Source organism: Tindallia texcoconensis, from assembly GCF_055383815.1.
Genome location: NZ_AP042431.1, coordinates 619,903 through 634,893 on the forward strand (window position 1 = coordinate 619,903; position 14,991 = coordinate 634,893).

Genomic DNA, 14,991 nt, shown 5'->3' on the forward strand with positions numbered 1-14,991 from the left:
AACGCCCGCGAAACCCGGGTTTTTGTTACAAATGCGGCGAAAAATGAAACGGATCCAGCTCATGTCCTAGATCTCGATCTATTAATTCGATGTCAAGCTCCTTGATCAATTTATAAAGGAGTTTTTCATCCTCTTCTGTCCCAAAGCCAACGGACTCTACGTAAATTTTTTCTAATTCTTTCAACTCCTGTAAGTACTCCACGTCTTTAAGATGCACTCGAAAAAAACGCAGCACCTTTAAAGATTCAAACTGAACCAACTCTTCAACACTAATATTCCCCATGGATGCCAGTCCTAATTCTTCTAAAGAAGGAGCAATGTCTAGTTCCTTTAAATGACCAATATGTTTCGGCGAAGGAATGCCATGCAGATGAAGGTTTTCAATCTTCGAAAATGCCGCAAGGCTTTCTAAGCGACCTCTATCAGGATATGTGATTTCTAATTTTTTCACGGTCTTCATTTCTGAAAGTTGGTTTAATTCATCAAGATTGCCTCCCGTCAAAACCAATCTTTCCAATTTGGGGAGATCGGCCAACGGAGATAAGCTCTGAATCGATGCTGCATCGTAAAACCCAATATCTGTTAATTCAGTAAAATATTCCAATCCATCCAATCGGGAGACGCGATGACGATAGGAAAGATAGAACCCCTCTATTTCTTCTAACTCCTTAGCAGTCACCGGATGCGAAAATCCATACTCATCTCGGATAAACCGATCCAATTGATGATCCTTTATCAACCTTTCTTGGTATTGAGCATAATCCAAGCTTAAAAAACTGGCAAGCATCAACAGCACCAGGGCTGCCTGAAACAATCCTGTTTGATTTTTTTTTCTCAAACGATCAAAACAAAGCAACATGCCTAGAGTGATAAAGAGCAACAGATAGTTAAAAATTGAAATCCCTAACCGAAACAACACATAATTCGTGGACATTACAATGCCCACGATCATAGGGTACCAAGTGCCTGCTTTAATTTTTTTCTTCTGATATTGTTGGACAAATAACCCAATGATGGAAGAAACCGCCAAGACCATAAAATCCATAGGAAACCTGCCTTCTGGAGCTATCAAGTAAATCCCTTTCAAGTGCATGATCATTAAAGCAACCCACATGATTAAACCCATATAAAACTGTTTTTTTCGATACATATATTTCATCATAATCCGTATTTTTTTCATGATGATCAACTCCCTTATGACTAGAACTTCTTGTGTTTGCCACTCCCAGCCCTGCTCTCTTATCCCTTTTAAAACTAAAAGGAGAAGGGTACAATAGAACAGAAAGACTTGGGAGGTCAGATCCATGCGAAAACCCTATGAATTTAATTCTTTTGGTGAAGTTACGATAAAAGGCTACCAGTGGATAGCCCAAGGTCCCAAGAAAGGAATTATTCTTCTGGCTCACGGTATGGCCGAAACCATAGAACGATATGATGAATTGGCCTCTCATCTAAGCCAATACGGATTTATGGTTTATGGGCATAATCATCGAGGGCATGGCCAAACTGCCGGAAGCCTTGCTGGCCTAGGAATCCTTGGCAAAGATGGTTGGGTCAAGATGAAAGATGATCTTAGGCAGGCGGTTCAATTAGCAAAGGCCAATGATCCAGATCTGCCAGTATTTATAGTGGGCCATAGCATGGGCTCTTTTCTCCTACGGGATTTTTTATTAAGGGACAGTCAACAGTTACAGGGAGCGATCCTTTGCGGCACTGGCTTTATCCCCTTGAAAAAACTGCAACAAGCCAAAAGGTTGGCCTCTATCGTCTGTAGACTAAAAGGAGCCTCCTATCCTTCCAAGCTATTGCATACCCTTACCTTCGGAAAAAACAACCTAGGTGTTTCCAGACCTAAGACTTCCATGGACTGGTTAACACGTGATCAAGAAAGGGTAAGCGCCTACTTGAAGGATCCTTATTGCGGACAAATCCACAGTGCTGGGTTTTACCGTGATTTCACACAAAATCTTATTCGTATTTTATATCAAGGATACTTTGTCCATACACACCGCCGTATGCCCATCCTACTTCTTTCTGGCAAAATGGATCCTGTAGGAGATTATGGCCTTGGGCCTATCCGTACCAAAGACTACTATGATGCCAGAGAGTTCAATACCCGTCTTATTTTGTATCCTGAGGCCCGCCACGAGCTCTTTCATGAATTAAACCGAGAAAAAGTAATACAAGACCTTATTGACTGGGTGAGTCCATTGACCTAAACACCACATCCTCCAAAGCTGGCCATACATCCTCTGTAGCCAAGCTTCTTTGCCATCCAGCAATCCCAGCCAATCCTAGTTCATGAACCAGACCAGCTCTTATGGAAAGAGTCTTTGCATTTTCGATCCAGATTTTCACCAAATCTTCCTCTTCCATAAAAGCAGCATAGTAAAGCTGTGATGCCTCATCCCAAATGGGGGTCAGCTCGTTGTTCTCAATAAAGTTAGCCTGGGCCTGCATTCCAATAGCCGTAGATCGGTTAACCATTCGATTAGGATGTTCTGTAGAGGGTCGTTCCCGCCATACTCGGGTGTAAAAAGGAAGTCCCATAACCAATCGATTAGGATCCACTACCTGGGTCAATTCTTCCATGCCCCGTTCTACCCATCCATAGGAAGCTACTGGTCCACTAACTGGACTGGCCGCCCAATGTTCATCGTACGTCATGATCACTAAATAATCCACTATTTTACCCAAATATGCATGGTCATAACATTTTGACCAATTATCACTGCCGCCCATGATGGTTACGTCCATGGACAAGATTAAATCATGCTGTCTCATGGCCCAAGCCAATTCATTGATAAAGTGGGTCAGTCGATCTCGATCTTCCTTATAAATGTGCTCAAAATCCACATTAATGCCTTCATATCCATAGGTCAGCGCCTCATCTATCATCTGATCAATAAAATGTTTCCGAGCATCTGCACTTTTGAGAAATTCATGGGTTCGATCTATGTCAAATTCATTGGTTACCAGTGCCCATATCTGAAACTCCTTGTCTCTCGCCCAATGAATATACGCTTCGGATACCTTGGAGGAAATATTGCCTTTCTCGTCTCTCAGGTCATACCAGGTAGGCGACACCACATTCACCCCTGGCATTTCTGGCAAGGTGTCCACATCCGGATTACGACCATATACAGCCTCCCAGACAAGCATCACTGGTTCGTCTAAAGGAGCTTTCCAATCAGGAAGACTTGATTTTTCAACCGTTTCCATAGATTCCAAGCGGCTGTCTGTTTCTCGAATCACTCCAAGGGTCCCTTTTTCTGTCACCAGGGTGATGGTTCCTTCTCCAGACTCATAAGCCCAGGCATCCCCACCTGAAGACTCTTCCAAAATCTTGATGGGCTCCAGAATAGACCTCCACTGAAGGTATGGTTCCAGAGACTGGCGTTTTTTTCTATAAGCATCCATTTTATCTGCATCTTCAAAAATAAGCTGACCTCTTTCCAATTCTAGGCTTTGATACGCCAAGTAGTCATTAGAAAAAAGTACATGGCCGCTTCCTAGTTCTCCATGAAGTTGGATTCCAAAAGAACCAAAAATCTCTAATTTAGCCAGATCTTCATAAGGCAGAAAAGTACTGTCCCCAAGATGAACTGGAATTATCTGTGAGCCTTGTGGCTCTCCGTCAATTGTAACCTCTCCTTCATCGGAAATGGTTAAAAAATGGGCTGGTCCCACTAAATTGGTTTGTCCTGCGTCAGCATCGTAATGATGGGTATAAAGAGAGTCTCTTAGCCAATACACGTTGAAATGTGTTTTTCCGGTTTCTTTGTTTATGCGTAATAATGCTTCGGTATCTCCTTCAACTTCAACGCCCTTTTCTCCCAGGTAGGCTACTTTAGGCGATATTTCATAGGTTTCATAAGCGCCTATTACCGGTAATTGCTGAACCCATCTGCGCGCCCTAAGGTTCAGTTCTAAGTTCATACTCAATCCCGCCGTAACCACTAGGGCTAAGGCTAGTAAAATGGTTAAACTATTTCTTGTTGTTTTTTGCATATGGAATTCCTTTCTGTTTTAGGTAGACCAACGAGTCACTTGATCCTGAATATCTGCAATAGAGGCCCTCTGAAGTTTAACCGTTATCACCGCAATGTTTTCTCCTGTGATAAAAGCTTCCATGCCTGGATGTCGTTGCAAATGTGCTTGTCGGTAGACACTATCTTTGTGTCCGTCCTCAATATGAGCTTCTCCATACACAGTACAACTTGCTGGCGGATATTCCTCTCCTGAAAAACGTGTAAATAGCAAAGCCACATATGGGTTCTGCCTCATATATGTCACTTTCGTCGTATCCGAACGACTCGTTAAAATGATTTGTTCTTCTTCCTGAAGATAGGTGAAATTCATAAGACTAACATGAGGTCGATCTTGATAACTGGTAGAAAGAAAACATAGTTTTTCGTTTTCCAGCAGTGTAAACATGGTTTTAGGAATTTTCATCCTACATCCCTCCTTATATCCTGACTGATTGTTACTCCAAAGGAATCTTCTGAAAACTGGAAGGCAGACTGAAGTGCCAAGATTAGTCGTTGACGACTTTCTTAGCACAGGTGTTGTCTTTTTTTGCTTCCATCTTGTACCCTAAAGAATCCCCTTATATTTTGAATGATTATTTCATCACTTCCCTTCCATATACTGCTTTCGCACCTCTGGTTCCAGTTTTTCAATGGCATATCGAAGCATGGTTCGAGGCATGATTTCCCAGTATCGATCAAGGAAATCCAGCAGTACCTTCACTTCTTTTTTCCCCACTTCTCGAAGCATCCATCCCACGGCTTTATGTATTAAATCATGGGGATGTTCTAATAGGATTTCGGCCAGTTTCAAGGTGTCTTCAAATTCATTATTTCGGATAAAGTGAAGGGTAGTGATGATGGCAATACGGTTTTCCCAAAGAGAGTCTGAAACTGCTAGGTGGTATAGCAAATCCCGATCTTTATTTTCCAGATAGGGTCCCAAAAGTTTATAGGCTGAAGAATCCACCAAATCCCAATTATTTACATAATTAGTATTTTTTATGTAGCAGGCAATGATTTTTTCTTTTTCCTCTGGTTCTTTTGCTATTTCATACTGGTGAATAAGCATAAACAGTGCTGTCAGACGACATTCGTGTATTGGATCCCGAAGCAATTTTTCTATCTCTTCTAAGGCAGCGTCTTTATAAAACTTCTTCGCTACTTTTCGCTGGTTGGGTACGATGATGCCGAGGAACTGATCCCCTTCCCCATAACCGCCAGGCTTAACCTGAAAAAAACGAGGCAAGCTGGTTGCTTTTTCTTCGTTGATATAGTGGTTTAATTCTGCTTTTACACAATCTATCCATTTCATTTTTTCAACCTCCGGATTGGTATCTTATGGAAACCATGTTTCTTCTATGGCTATATGCCCTATTCTACCATAGGCTGAAAAGAAATCGAACCTAAAACAGAGAGACATGTCTTTTGTCTCTCTGTGCATGATAGGATAACGTTTTATTGGAAAGGGCTCTACTCGTCCAACTTTAGTTTTGCCAAGGCATCTGCTAAAGCCGTATTGATAGGTTGGTCTTTGGCTTGTTCTTGTTTTTTCAGATACTGAGCTACTTCTTTTTTAGAAACTTTCTGTCCGCCTTCTTTCTTTTTTCGTTCTTCAAATACCTTAAGCTTTTCTCTGTAGCCACATGAACAGACAAAAATACGTCCTTCTCCTTCGCCACGAAGCTCTAATTTTTTCTTGCATTCTGGGCAGCGGGCATTGGTGACAACGGCTATGGATTTTCGGTGCCCACACTCTCTATCTTGACATACCAACATTTTTCCTTTTTTCCCTTGCACTTCCAGTAAATATTTGCCGCATTCTGGACATTTTTCCCGAGAGAGATTGTCGTGTTTAAACACAGCTTTGCTCTGGCGAATTTCACCAACTATTTCTTTGGCATAGGAACGCATATCATTCACAAAGGTTTCTTTTTTCAGTTTTCCTGCAGCGATAGCGCTGAGGCGTTGTTCCCATTTAGCTGTCAACACCGGGGATTTTAATTGTTCTGGCACCAGTTCCAATAACTGTTTTCCTTTGGAGGTAATATGCAAAGCGTTTCCTCTTTTTTCTACCAGAAAGCTTTTCTGTAGTTTTTCTATAATATCAGCCCGAGTAGCCACAGTGCCAAGACCACCGGTTTCCGAAATGGTTTTCACTAGTTCTTTATTAGCGGAATCCATATATTTCATTGGATTTTCCATGGCCGCTAGCAGTGTTCCTTCTGTAAAGAAGGGGGGTGGCTTGGTTTTTCCAGTGGTGAGGTTCACTTTTCGAACCGCCAGTTCCTGTCCTTTTTCCAAAACCGGCAGAGTTTGATGGGCGTAACCAGGATCCTGATTCTGGCCATCATGATCTTCTTCCAGATTTTCACTGTCATCTCTGCCAGATTGTCCTGACCGATCCGTCACAGCTTTCCATCCCTGATCTTTAATGACTTTTCCACGAGCCATAAATTTTTCTTGGCCTAAGGCTGCTTCTATGACCGTTTCGTCATAGGCAAAGGGTGGATAAAATACAGATAAAAACCGGCGGACCACCAAGTCATATATTTTTCGCTCTCCATCGCTAAGGTCTGTTAGTAATGGTGTTTCCTCCGTAGGAATAATGGCGTGATGATCACTCACTTTAGCATCGTCTACAAAAGACTTGTTTGTTTTAATACCATTTCTCAGAATCTTAGCTGCAAAAGTAGCATAGGGGCCTATGCTACAGGCTTTGACTCTTTCTTTCAGAATGCCTACCATATCCGATGAAAGATATTTTGAATCTGTTCGTGGATAGGTTAACACTTTATGCTGTTCATAAAGTCGCTGCATCATAGAAAGCGTTTCCTTGGCGGAAAACCCAAAACGACTATTGGCTTCCCGCTGAAGCAAAGTCAAATCGTAAAGTCCTGGTGGGTTTTTCGTTTTTGCTGTCTTTTTCACGGATGTGATATGGGCTTTTTCTCCAGCAATAGCCTGTTGAACTTGCTTCATACGACTCTCATCAAAACTACGGGTAGCTTGACTTTTTCTGTCTTGCCACGTTAGTTTTAGTTCTTTGGTTTCCGCCCTTAAGCCAAAAAAAGTTTGGGGCTGAAACTGTTGTATTTCTACCTGTCGCTGTGCCACCATGGCTAAGGTGGGGGTTTGCACCCTTCCACAGGAAAGTTGGGCATTATGCCGACAGGTTAAGGCTCGAGTAGCATTCATGCCCACCAGCCAGTCAGACTCTGATCGTGCCACGGCTGAAGCGTATAGGTTTTCGTAGGCCTTTCCATCCTTCAGGCTTTCAAAACCCTGTCGAATAGCCTGATCTGTCACAGAGGAAATCCACAGCCGTTTGACCGGCTTCTGAACCCTGCTTTTTTCCAAGATCCAACGAGCCACCAACTCTCCTTCACGTCCAGCATCCGTGGCGATAATAATGCTCTCTACGTCTTTTCGTTTCATTTGGGTTGTAACCGCATGATACTGCTTTTGACTTTGACGGATGACCTCCAGCCTTAGTTCTTTAGGGAGCATGGGAAGGTCTTCCAGCCGCCATTGTTTGTATTTTTTATCGTATCCTTCTGGATCCATTAAGGTGACTAGGTGTCCCAGAGCCCAGGTAACGATATACCGATCTCCTTCCAGATATCCATTGCCTTTTTTAGTGCTTTTTAGGACTCGAGCTATGTCTTTGGCTACAGAAGGTTTTTCCGCCAAAACCAGTGATTTTTTCATAAACACATTCCTTTCAGTAACCCGTATAATGGGTTCTATTAAAAAAGATCCTTGCCTTCTCCAAGAGGATATCCACGAAAGACCAGTATGCTAACAACCATTGCAATTAAGGCTCCTGCCAGTATATCCAGCGGATAATGGACGCCTACCATAATCCTAGATAGTCCCGTAAGGACAGCCAAGAATAGCATGACTCTGCCTGCTTTTTTATGAATATGCCAAACCGCCATTCCTATTACAAAGGCACTGGTTGCATGCATGCTAGGCAAAGATCCATTGGCACTGTGGACAATCAAGCTTTCTATATCAAAGTCCACAAAAGGTCGTGGTCTTTCATAGAAAAAGCGTATCAAGCGGGTAATTGCATAAGCAGATGCAGGGGCCAAAAGAAATGGAATCACCTGAGGACTTCGTTTGTAGAAAAGGATCAAGATGCCAATCCCATACATAAAAGCAAAAATCATAGAGGACCAATTGGTTGCCTGTACCATTATGCTTTCAATCAATAGATTATTGTCGGCTAGGTTAAAGACTCTAAAAAACAACCAATGATCTATGGCGATCATAGGACCACTCCTTTCAACGTTTCATTGGTTAATCCTCCAGGCATCTATGCTACAGGATTATGAGGTAAAGATCAATTCCTTTAGCCTTTTTCCTCATATTCTTTTATTTTGTATCGTAGGTTCCTTTCACTGATTCCAAGAACTGAAGCCGTTTTCACTTTATTATTGTTCTGATTGCGAAGGGTTTCTAAAATCAATTTTTTTTCTGCCTCTTTCAAGGTGGTTCCAATGGCAATGGGAATAATTCGTTTATCCGAAACGTCCAGGGGCTTTCCTGGATGTTTTTCAATAACATCTGCTGGCAAATCCTCTACTTGAATAGAAGGATTATCTGTCAACACCACCGCCCGCTCCAAGATATTTTGCAGTTCACGAACATTTCCTTTGTAGTGATGGGACTCTAAAAGCATCAAAGCTTCTCCTGTGATTCCCTGTATATTTTTGCCAGTGTTTCGGCTTATTTCCCTTAAAAAGTGTTCTACCAACAATGGAATATCTTCTTTTCTTTCTTTCAAACTGGGGATTCCTATGGTAACAACATTCAATCGAAAGTATAAATCTTCCCGAAAGTTACCTTTCTTTACTTCTTTTTCCAACTCTTTATTGGTAGCTGCAATAATACGAACATCCACTTTTTTTCCTTTTTCAGCTCCCAGGGGAAATACTTCTTTTTGTTCAATGACTCGCAGTAACTTAACTTGCGTATTCAGGTTCATCTCTCCAATTTCATCCAAGAAAAAGGTGCCGTTATCTGCCAACTCAAATCGGCCTTTTTTGCGGGAATCTGCCCCAGTAAAGGCTCCTTTTTCATGGCCAAAGAGCTCGCTTTCAATAAGATTTTCCGGAATGGCTCCACAGTTTACCACTTCAAAATTACTGTTTTTTCGTTTCCCTTGAAAATGAATGGCTTTGGCTACCATTTCTTTTCCTGTACCACTTTCGCTTTGGATTAATACATTAATATTACTGTCTTTTACTTTGTCAATCAGATGAAAAACATCTTTCATTTTTTTGGACTGTCCTACGATTCCACCAACTCCGTATCGCTGATGAACTTGACTTTCCAAAAAGCTCACTTTTTCGTTTAATCGTTTGTAATTCAAGGCTTTTTTAAGAGCAAAACGAATATTTTCCATATCCAAAGGTTTCATTAGATAATCATAGGCTCCTGCCTTCATGGCTTCGATGGAGGACTGAATGGAGCCATAGGCGGTCATCATGATCATTAGCGCCTGGGTTTGTTTGCTTTTGATTTGTTTTAGCAAGTTAATGCCATCTATTTCTCCAAATCTTAAATCCAATAGGATGACATCAAAAACAACCTCCTGGATACGGGATTCCACCTCATAAATCGTTGTAGCCGTATGAACCTCATACTCATCTTCAAAGGCAAACTTCAGGGAATTGCAAATGGTTTCTTCGTCATCAATTATAAGAATTCTCTCCATTTTACCTCACCTCTCGAATTCCATTACCAGGCTGATTTGCTTCTGGAAAAACCATGGTAAACGTAGTTCCTTTTTCTTGTCGACTCTTTACATAAATATCTCCATTGTTTTCTTTTACAAATTGATAACAAATGGAGAGGCCTAACCCACTTCCTTCTTTTTTGGTTGTAAAGAAAGGATCAAAAATTTTATCTTGATTTTCTGCCTCAATTCCTTTTCCATTATCCTGTACTTCTACGACCACTTTATGGCCTGCTTTTCGTGTTGTTATCCATACGGTTGGAGCTTCTGCCTGTTGATTTGCCTGTAGTGCGTTGAGCAATAAGTTAATGATGATTTGTCGAAACTGCTGCACATCGGCTAGGATATAGGCGTGATGATCCAACCGCTTTATAATCTGCACATGATTTTTTTTTGCTTCTCCAGAAAAAAATTCTATTGTTTCCTCTATCACATCTCTGACTGGGCACAGTTCTTTATGGGGTTTTTGAGGTTTGGAATATTTCAGGAGATTGGTAATAATCTCATTAAGGCGTTTTATTTCTTTTGGAACGTCTACTGAGATTTTTTTTCTAAAATCTTCTTTGTGGTATTTTTCTGGAATCAGCTCTACGTACGCCTTGATCGTTGTAAGTGGATTGCGAATTTCGTGGGCAATTCCTGCCGTTAGACGTCCTAATGACTCTAATTTGTCTTTTACTAAAATCTTTTCCTGAAGCATTTTCATTTCTGTAATGTCTTTAAATGTAATGGTCACGCCAAAAATTTCTTCTTCCGACACTTTTAATGGACAGATATTATACTCAAAGGTCCTAATGTCATCCCCTTGCTCAACTTCACATTGAATTCCGATCTTCGATTTCATATACTGAAGCACTTCTTGATAAGCTTTTTCATCCACATAGCCTACCACCGAAGTATCCCATAGGTTTTTGCCAAGGAGCTGTTCTTTAGATGTTTTTAGATATTCTTCGCCTTTTGAATTGACATAGAGAATTTCCCCGCTTTTATCCAAAGTCATTAAACCGCTAAAGATACTATTTAGTGTCTGTTCTTTAAAAGTAGATTCTCTTTTTAATTCTTGTGTTCTTTTTTCCACTTCTTTTTTTAACATATCATTCCATTTATAAAAAATGAGCATCATGAACACCGAAATAAGAAAAAAAGCGATGGATAAAGCTAGGATTTTTCCGACATAAACCGGCGGAGAGTGGATAGGTTGACCAAACCATTTGGTATAAATGGTGTCGTAGGTCCCTTTGTCCTTGATTCTTTCCAACCCTTCATTGAAAAGAGGGATTAGATGCTGATTGTTGTGGGTAGTTGCCATGGCGTATTTTTCTGGATTGATTTCTTTCCCAACGATTTTGATACGCTCTTGATAATTGTTTTTTTGAACAAAATACAATCCTACCAACCGATTCCCTACATAAGCTTCCACCTCTGATTGATATAATTTTTGAAGCGCTACTTCTTGGTTTTCTGTTTCGATAAGTTCTATCTCTGGAATATTGGCTAATAAATCCATGGAAATATCATTTTTTTGAATGGCCACTTGCTTTCCAGCAAGATCCGACAGGTTCACCACATGTAAGTTATCTGTGTCCACAAAAATTGAAAGAGAGGAGGTCAGATAGGCATCTGAAAATGCATATCTTTCTTCTCTTGCTTCTGAATACTTCATTCCTTGGATTGCATCAATGTCTCCCGATTCCAGAGATTGAAACACCATATACCAAGGCATAGGTCTCAGCTCGATATTGAGTCCCATTTCTAAGGCAATGGCATTCATTAAATCGACATTAAATCCACGGTAAACTTGGTTTTCATCTACATATTCGAAAGGAGGAAAAAAATTATCTCCCCCAATAACAATCACTTCTTCTATGGCATACACTTCTTCATGAAAATCTGGTCGAGCTTCAGAAAAAATCCGCCAGTTAAAGGCCATTAGAAAAACAACTAACACAAAGACTTGACACACTTTTTTATTTTTACCCATCTGTATTCACCAAACATTTCTCCTGAATGGATTTCTTTAATCAAGTTTCCCATGGTTACTTTTTCTGCCTCTTTATCCTATCATATTCACTAACAGATTGCATGGAAAAGCAATGCAGCCAAAACTGACATGCATTGCTTTTGTGAGTTTGTATCTTATGTGGGAATGCTTTGTTCGCTGGTATTATTATCTAATTTTTTTGCCTGTCGGTGGCGCATCACATTGCTTGATACAAAAGCCAGCATTAAAGCAATACCAATGGTGTCTGTAAGGATTTTGGGCTGAACTAACAACAGGGCAGCTGCACCCGCAAAAAGACGTTCATACACGGTCATTTTCATCATCAAGTAATTCTCTGATGTAGCTGCAAGGCATGCAATTCCCACAAGTCCAGTAACGATCACAATAGCCAATCGCCAAGCTACTACATCTTGCATTAACAAAATCGGAGAATATACAAACATAAAGGGAATCATGATGCCAGCAAATGCCAACCTAAATCCCGTAAAGGCAACTTCCATAGGGTTGGCTCCTGCTATACCTCCAGCCGTATAGGAAGTCAGGGCAACCGGTGGAATCACAGCTGATAGGGTGCCGTAGTAAAAGGCAAAGAAGTGAGCTGCTAAAGGATTTACCCCCATGCGAACCAAGGCCGGAGCAGCAATGCTAGCCGTAATGATATAACAAGCCGTAGCGGGAAGTCCCATGCCCAGAATAATGGAGGCTACCATTACTAGTATCAATGCCAACCAGAGATGCCCCATGGAAAAGGCAATAATATTATAGGCGATCACCTGTCCAATTCCTGTCATGGCCACTACTCCAACAATGAAACCCACAACTGCACAGGCAATTCCAATGGAAACAGCGGTTTTTGCACCATCTTCCATGGCTTCTAAGAATCGCTTTATATTCAGTCGTGAAGATTTCCGAAAACTACTAACGACAATAACAGATATCATGCCAAAGAATGCCGCATATAAAGGGGTGAGTCCTCGAAGCAGCAGGACAATAATCAGAAAAATGGGTAGAATTAGATGGCCCTGATATTTCATTACTTCTTTGAGATTAGGAAGTTTTGAATCATCTAATCCCTGTAATCCCAGTTTTTTTGCTCTTAAATCGATCATCGCAAAAATAGCAATATAGTAAAAAAGTGCTGGAATTAGTCCAGCCTTCATTACTTCCAGATATGGAATCCCAAGAAAGGAAGCCATAATAAAGGAAGCGGCCCCCATAATAGGTGGCATCAAAATACCGCCGGTAGACGCCGTTGCTTCTACGGCTGCAGCAAAACGTGGGGTATAACCCACTTCTTTCATCAAAGGAATGGTAAACGTTCCAGTGGTGGCCACATTGGCCTGGGCACTTCCGCTAATGGTTCCCATAAGGGCACTGGCCATGACAGATACGTGGGCAGGCCCACCTCGAAGCCTACCAGCCAAAGCCAAGGCAAAATCGTTAAAAAACTTAGCTGTGTTGGTTTTAGCCAGAAAAGAACCAAAGAGAATAAACATAAATACATAGGATGACGAAACCATCAAGGTGGTTCCAAAAATGCCTTCGCTAGTCATATACATCCGAGTTAGGATTCGTTGCCATGTAAAACCCTGATGGCCCAACATCCCAGAGAATACGTAACCAAACTTGGCATACAGCAAGAAACATACAGAAATAATTGGGAGTAGAATGCCTACGGCACGCCGAGCTGCTTCTAAAATCAACAAAATCGCAAGAATTGCAAAAAAGTAGTCGTAATTATTAGCGATCAGCGACCGATCCACCAATCCATCATAAAAAAAGTAAATATACAAACCAACGGACAAGCCAAGGCCACTTAAAACCCAATCTAAAACAGATGGCCGATCCTTAGGAGAATGTTTTGCAGAAGCGGGATACATAACAAACGTTAAGGCTAGCATCATTCCCAGATGTAGTGCATTTCGCTTAATAGCAATCATCATGCTAAAGCTATTCATCCAAACATGAATAAAAGATGTCAAAACGGCAAAAATCATGATAATGAGCGCTGTTTTTCCAAAAAACTTTCTACTAGTAATACTTGCCGCTACTTCCTCTGGTTTTTCTATTTTCTTTTTTTTCAGTAGGTTTATCATATACATGCTCCTTACACACCATATTAAAGCAGTTGTTCAGCCTCTTCAGGACTGAACAACTACAAAAGACTCTTTAAGGCATCATGTTTTCAGGAATTTCTATGCCTCGTTCTTCATAAAAACGAATGGCGCCATCATGCATGGGAACTGGTGCCAAGCCTTTTACGGCTTCTTCTAAGCTAACCATTTTCAGAGCATCGTGGGATTCATGCAGTTCCTCTATATTGTCATACATGGCTACCAACAATTCATATACTAAGTCTGCATCTAGATCTTCGCTGGCGATCAAAGCTGATTTAACGCCAACGGTTTTAACGTCTTCATCAAGACCGCTGTACATACCTGCCGGTACTGTAAATTGTCCATAATAAGGGGCCACTTCTACTAGCTGTTGATATTGTTCATCGCTAAATCCAAGCATTCTTACGGCGGTTCTACTGGCAAAGATTTCGGAAACCGCTGAAGTTGGAAGCCCACCCTCTGCATTCATTCCGTCTAACTGTCCATCCTGCATAGCTGCTGTTGCTTCTGTATACCCAAGAAATTCCAAATTAACATCTTCTAAGCCTAGGCCTGCAACGTGTTCCAAGATAATGTTAGAGCTGTATTCAGTGCCGGATCCTGCACTTCCAACGCTAAAGCTATTACCTGCAATCTCTTCTACACTTTGGATCCCTGAAGCTTCGGTCACTACAAACTGAGTAACATCTGGCCACAGAGCCGTTACAAATCGTACGCCTTCAAATTGATTGTCTGCAAATCGCTGTTCTCCAGAATACGCGAAAAGGGTGAGATTTGCCATGGCAATGCCTAATTGAGCTTCCCCATCTTTCAACATATTCAAGTTTTCTACAGAACCACCTGAAGACTGGGCCGAAGCATTTACTCCCAAATCTCCCAGTTCTTCATTCCACAGGGTGGAAAGAATAGTACCTACGGGATAATAGGTTCCTCCGGTTCCTCCAGTAACTATGGTTACAAATTGACGTTCTGGTCCTGCGGCTTCTCCATTTTCTTCGCTGCCTGCATCGCCGCCTCCACAAGCTGCAAGAAATAGTACCATCATCACTGCCAACAGGATGGAAATTCCTTTTTTCATTTTCATTGTTCATCCTCCTT

The 14,991-nt window shown here is 41.3% G+C and carries 11 protein-coding genes; 1 reads left to right on the forward strand and 10 read right to left on the reverse strand.

From position 1 onward, the window contains the following. Positions 1 to 25: 25 nt before the first annotated feature. A complete protein-coding gene (locus ACZ47N_RS02950) occupies positions 26 to 1,180 on the reverse strand; it encodes a leucine-rich repeat domain-containing protein (RefSeq protein WP_464887653.1) in 1,155 nt (384 codons plus the stop codon). 124 nt (positions 1,181 to 1,304) lie between these two features. Here ACZ47N_RS02950 and ACZ47N_RS02955 point away from each other — a divergent pair, with 124 nt between their 5' ends. Beyond that, positions 1,305 to 2,219: an alpha/beta fold hydrolase gene (locus ACZ47N_RS02955; protein WP_464887654.1), complete on the forward strand. Its 915-nt coding sequence runs from the start codon at positions 1,305 to 1,307 to the stop codon at positions 2,217 to 2,219. Here ACZ47N_RS02955 and ACZ47N_RS02960 read toward each other — a convergent pair. From ACZ47N_RS02960 to ACZ47N_RS03000, 9 genes are all read right to left on the reverse strand, one after another. Beyond that, a complete protein-coding gene (locus tag ACZ47N_RS02960; protein ID WP_464887655.1) occupies positions 2,191 to 4,011 on the reverse strand; it encodes a glycosyl hydrolase family 18 protein in 1,821 nt (606 codons plus the stop codon). The genes ACZ47N_RS02955 and ACZ47N_RS02960 overlap by 29 nt on opposite strands. An 18-nt stretch (positions 4,012 to 4,029) precedes the next feature. Further along, positions 4,030 to 4,455 carry a pyridoxamine 5'-phosphate oxidase family protein gene (locus tag ACZ47N_RS02965; protein ID WP_464887656.1) on the reverse strand — a complete coding sequence of 142 codons (426 nt, stop codon included), beginning with the start codon at positions 4,453 to 4,455 and terminating at the stop codon, positions 4,030 to 4,032. Positions 4,456 to 4,632: 177 nt separating this feature from the next. Further along, positions 4,633 to 5,343: a DNA alkylation repair protein gene (locus ACZ47N_RS02970; protein WP_464887657.1), complete on the reverse strand. Its 711-nt coding sequence runs from the start codon at positions 5,341 to 5,343 to the stop codon at positions 4,633 to 4,635. 158 nt (positions 5,344 to 5,501) lie between these two features. Continuing rightward, positions 5,502 to 7,739: a DNA topoisomerase III gene (locus ACZ47N_RS02975; RefSeq protein WP_464887658.1), complete on the reverse strand. Its 2,238-nt coding sequence runs from the start codon at positions 7,737 to 7,739 to the stop codon at positions 5,502 to 5,504. 38 nt (positions 7,740 to 7,777) lie between these two features. Then, positions 7,778 to 8,305 carry a phosphatase PAP2 family protein gene (locus ACZ47N_RS02980; RefSeq protein ID WP_464887659.1) on the reverse strand — a complete coding sequence of 176 codons (528 nt, stop codon included), beginning with the start codon at positions 8,303 to 8,305 and terminating at the stop codon, positions 7,778 to 7,780. 80 nt (positions 8,306 to 8,385) lie between these two features. After that, positions 8,386 to 9,753 (reverse strand): sigma-54-dependent transcriptional regulator, encoded by a 1,368-nt coding sequence (locus ACZ47N_RS02985; protein ID WP_464887660.1) that lies wholly within the window; start codon positions 9,751 to 9,753, stop codon positions 8,386 to 8,388. A 1-nt stretch (position 9,754) separates the two neighbouring features. Then, complete coding sequence (locus ACZ47N_RS02990; RefSeq protein ID WP_464887661.1) at positions 9,755 to 11,755, reverse strand: transporter substrate-binding domain-containing protein; 2,001 nt, start codon at positions 11,753 to 11,755, stop codon at positions 9,755 to 9,757. A gap of 155 nt (positions 11,756 to 11,910) precedes the next feature. Next, entirely contained in the window at positions 11,911 to 13,872 is a 1,962-nt protein-coding gene (locus tag ACZ47N_RS02995; protein WP_464887662.1) for a TRAP transporter permease, read from the reverse strand. 73 nt (positions 13,873 to 13,945) lie between these two features. Then, positions 13,946 to 14,977 (reverse strand): TAXI family TRAP transporter solute-binding subunit, encoded by a 1,032-nt coding sequence (locus ACZ47N_RS03000; protein WP_464887663.1) that lies wholly within the window; start codon positions 14,975 to 14,977, stop codon positions 13,946 to 13,948. Between the last annotated feature and the right edge of the window lie 14 nt (positions 14,978 to 14,991).

Excerpts from the sequence above, each read along its gene's own strand:
- ACZ47N_RS02950 (WP_464887653.1), bottom strand. The coding sequence starts at position 1,180 with ATGAAAAAAATACGGATTATGATGAAATATATGTATCGAAAAAAACAG.
- ACZ47N_RS02955 (WP_464887654.1), top strand. The coding sequence starts at position 1,305 with ATGCGAAAACCCTATGAATTTAATTCTTTTGGTGAAGTTACGATAAAA.
- ACZ47N_RS02960 (WP_464887655.1), bottom strand. The coding sequence starts at position 4,011 with ATGCAAAAAACAACAAGAAATAGTTTAACCATTTTACTAGCCTTAGCC.
- ACZ47N_RS02965 (WP_464887656.1), bottom strand. The coding sequence starts at position 4,455 with ATGAAAATTCCTAAAACCATGTTTACACTGCTGGAAAACGAAAAACTA.
- ACZ47N_RS02970 (WP_464887657.1), bottom strand. The coding sequence starts at position 5,343 with ATGAAATGGATAGATTGTGTAAAAGCAGAATTAAACCACTATATCAAC.
- ACZ47N_RS02975 (WP_464887658.1), bottom strand. The coding sequence starts at position 7,739 with ATGAAAAAATCACTGGTTTTGGCGGAAAAACCTTCTGTAGCCAAAGAC.
- ACZ47N_RS02980 (WP_464887659.1), bottom strand. The coding sequence starts at position 8,305 with ATGATCGCCATAGATCATTGGTTGTTTTTTAGAGTCTTTAACCTAGCC.
- ACZ47N_RS02985 (WP_464887660.1), bottom strand. The coding sequence starts at position 9,753 with ATGGAGAGAATTCTTATAATTGATGACGAAGAAACCATTTGCAATTCC.
- ACZ47N_RS02990 (WP_464887661.1), bottom strand. The coding sequence starts at position 11,755 with ATGGGTAAAAATAAAAAAGTGTGTCAAGTCTTTGTGTTAGTTGTTTTT.
- ACZ47N_RS02995 (WP_464887662.1), bottom strand. The coding sequence starts at position 13,872 with ATGATAAACCTACTGAAAAAAAAGAAAATAGAAAAACCAGAGGAAGTA.
- ACZ47N_RS03000 (WP_464887663.1), bottom strand. The coding sequence starts at position 14,977 with ATGAAAATGAAAAAAGGAATTTCCATCCTGTTGGCAGTGATGATGGTA.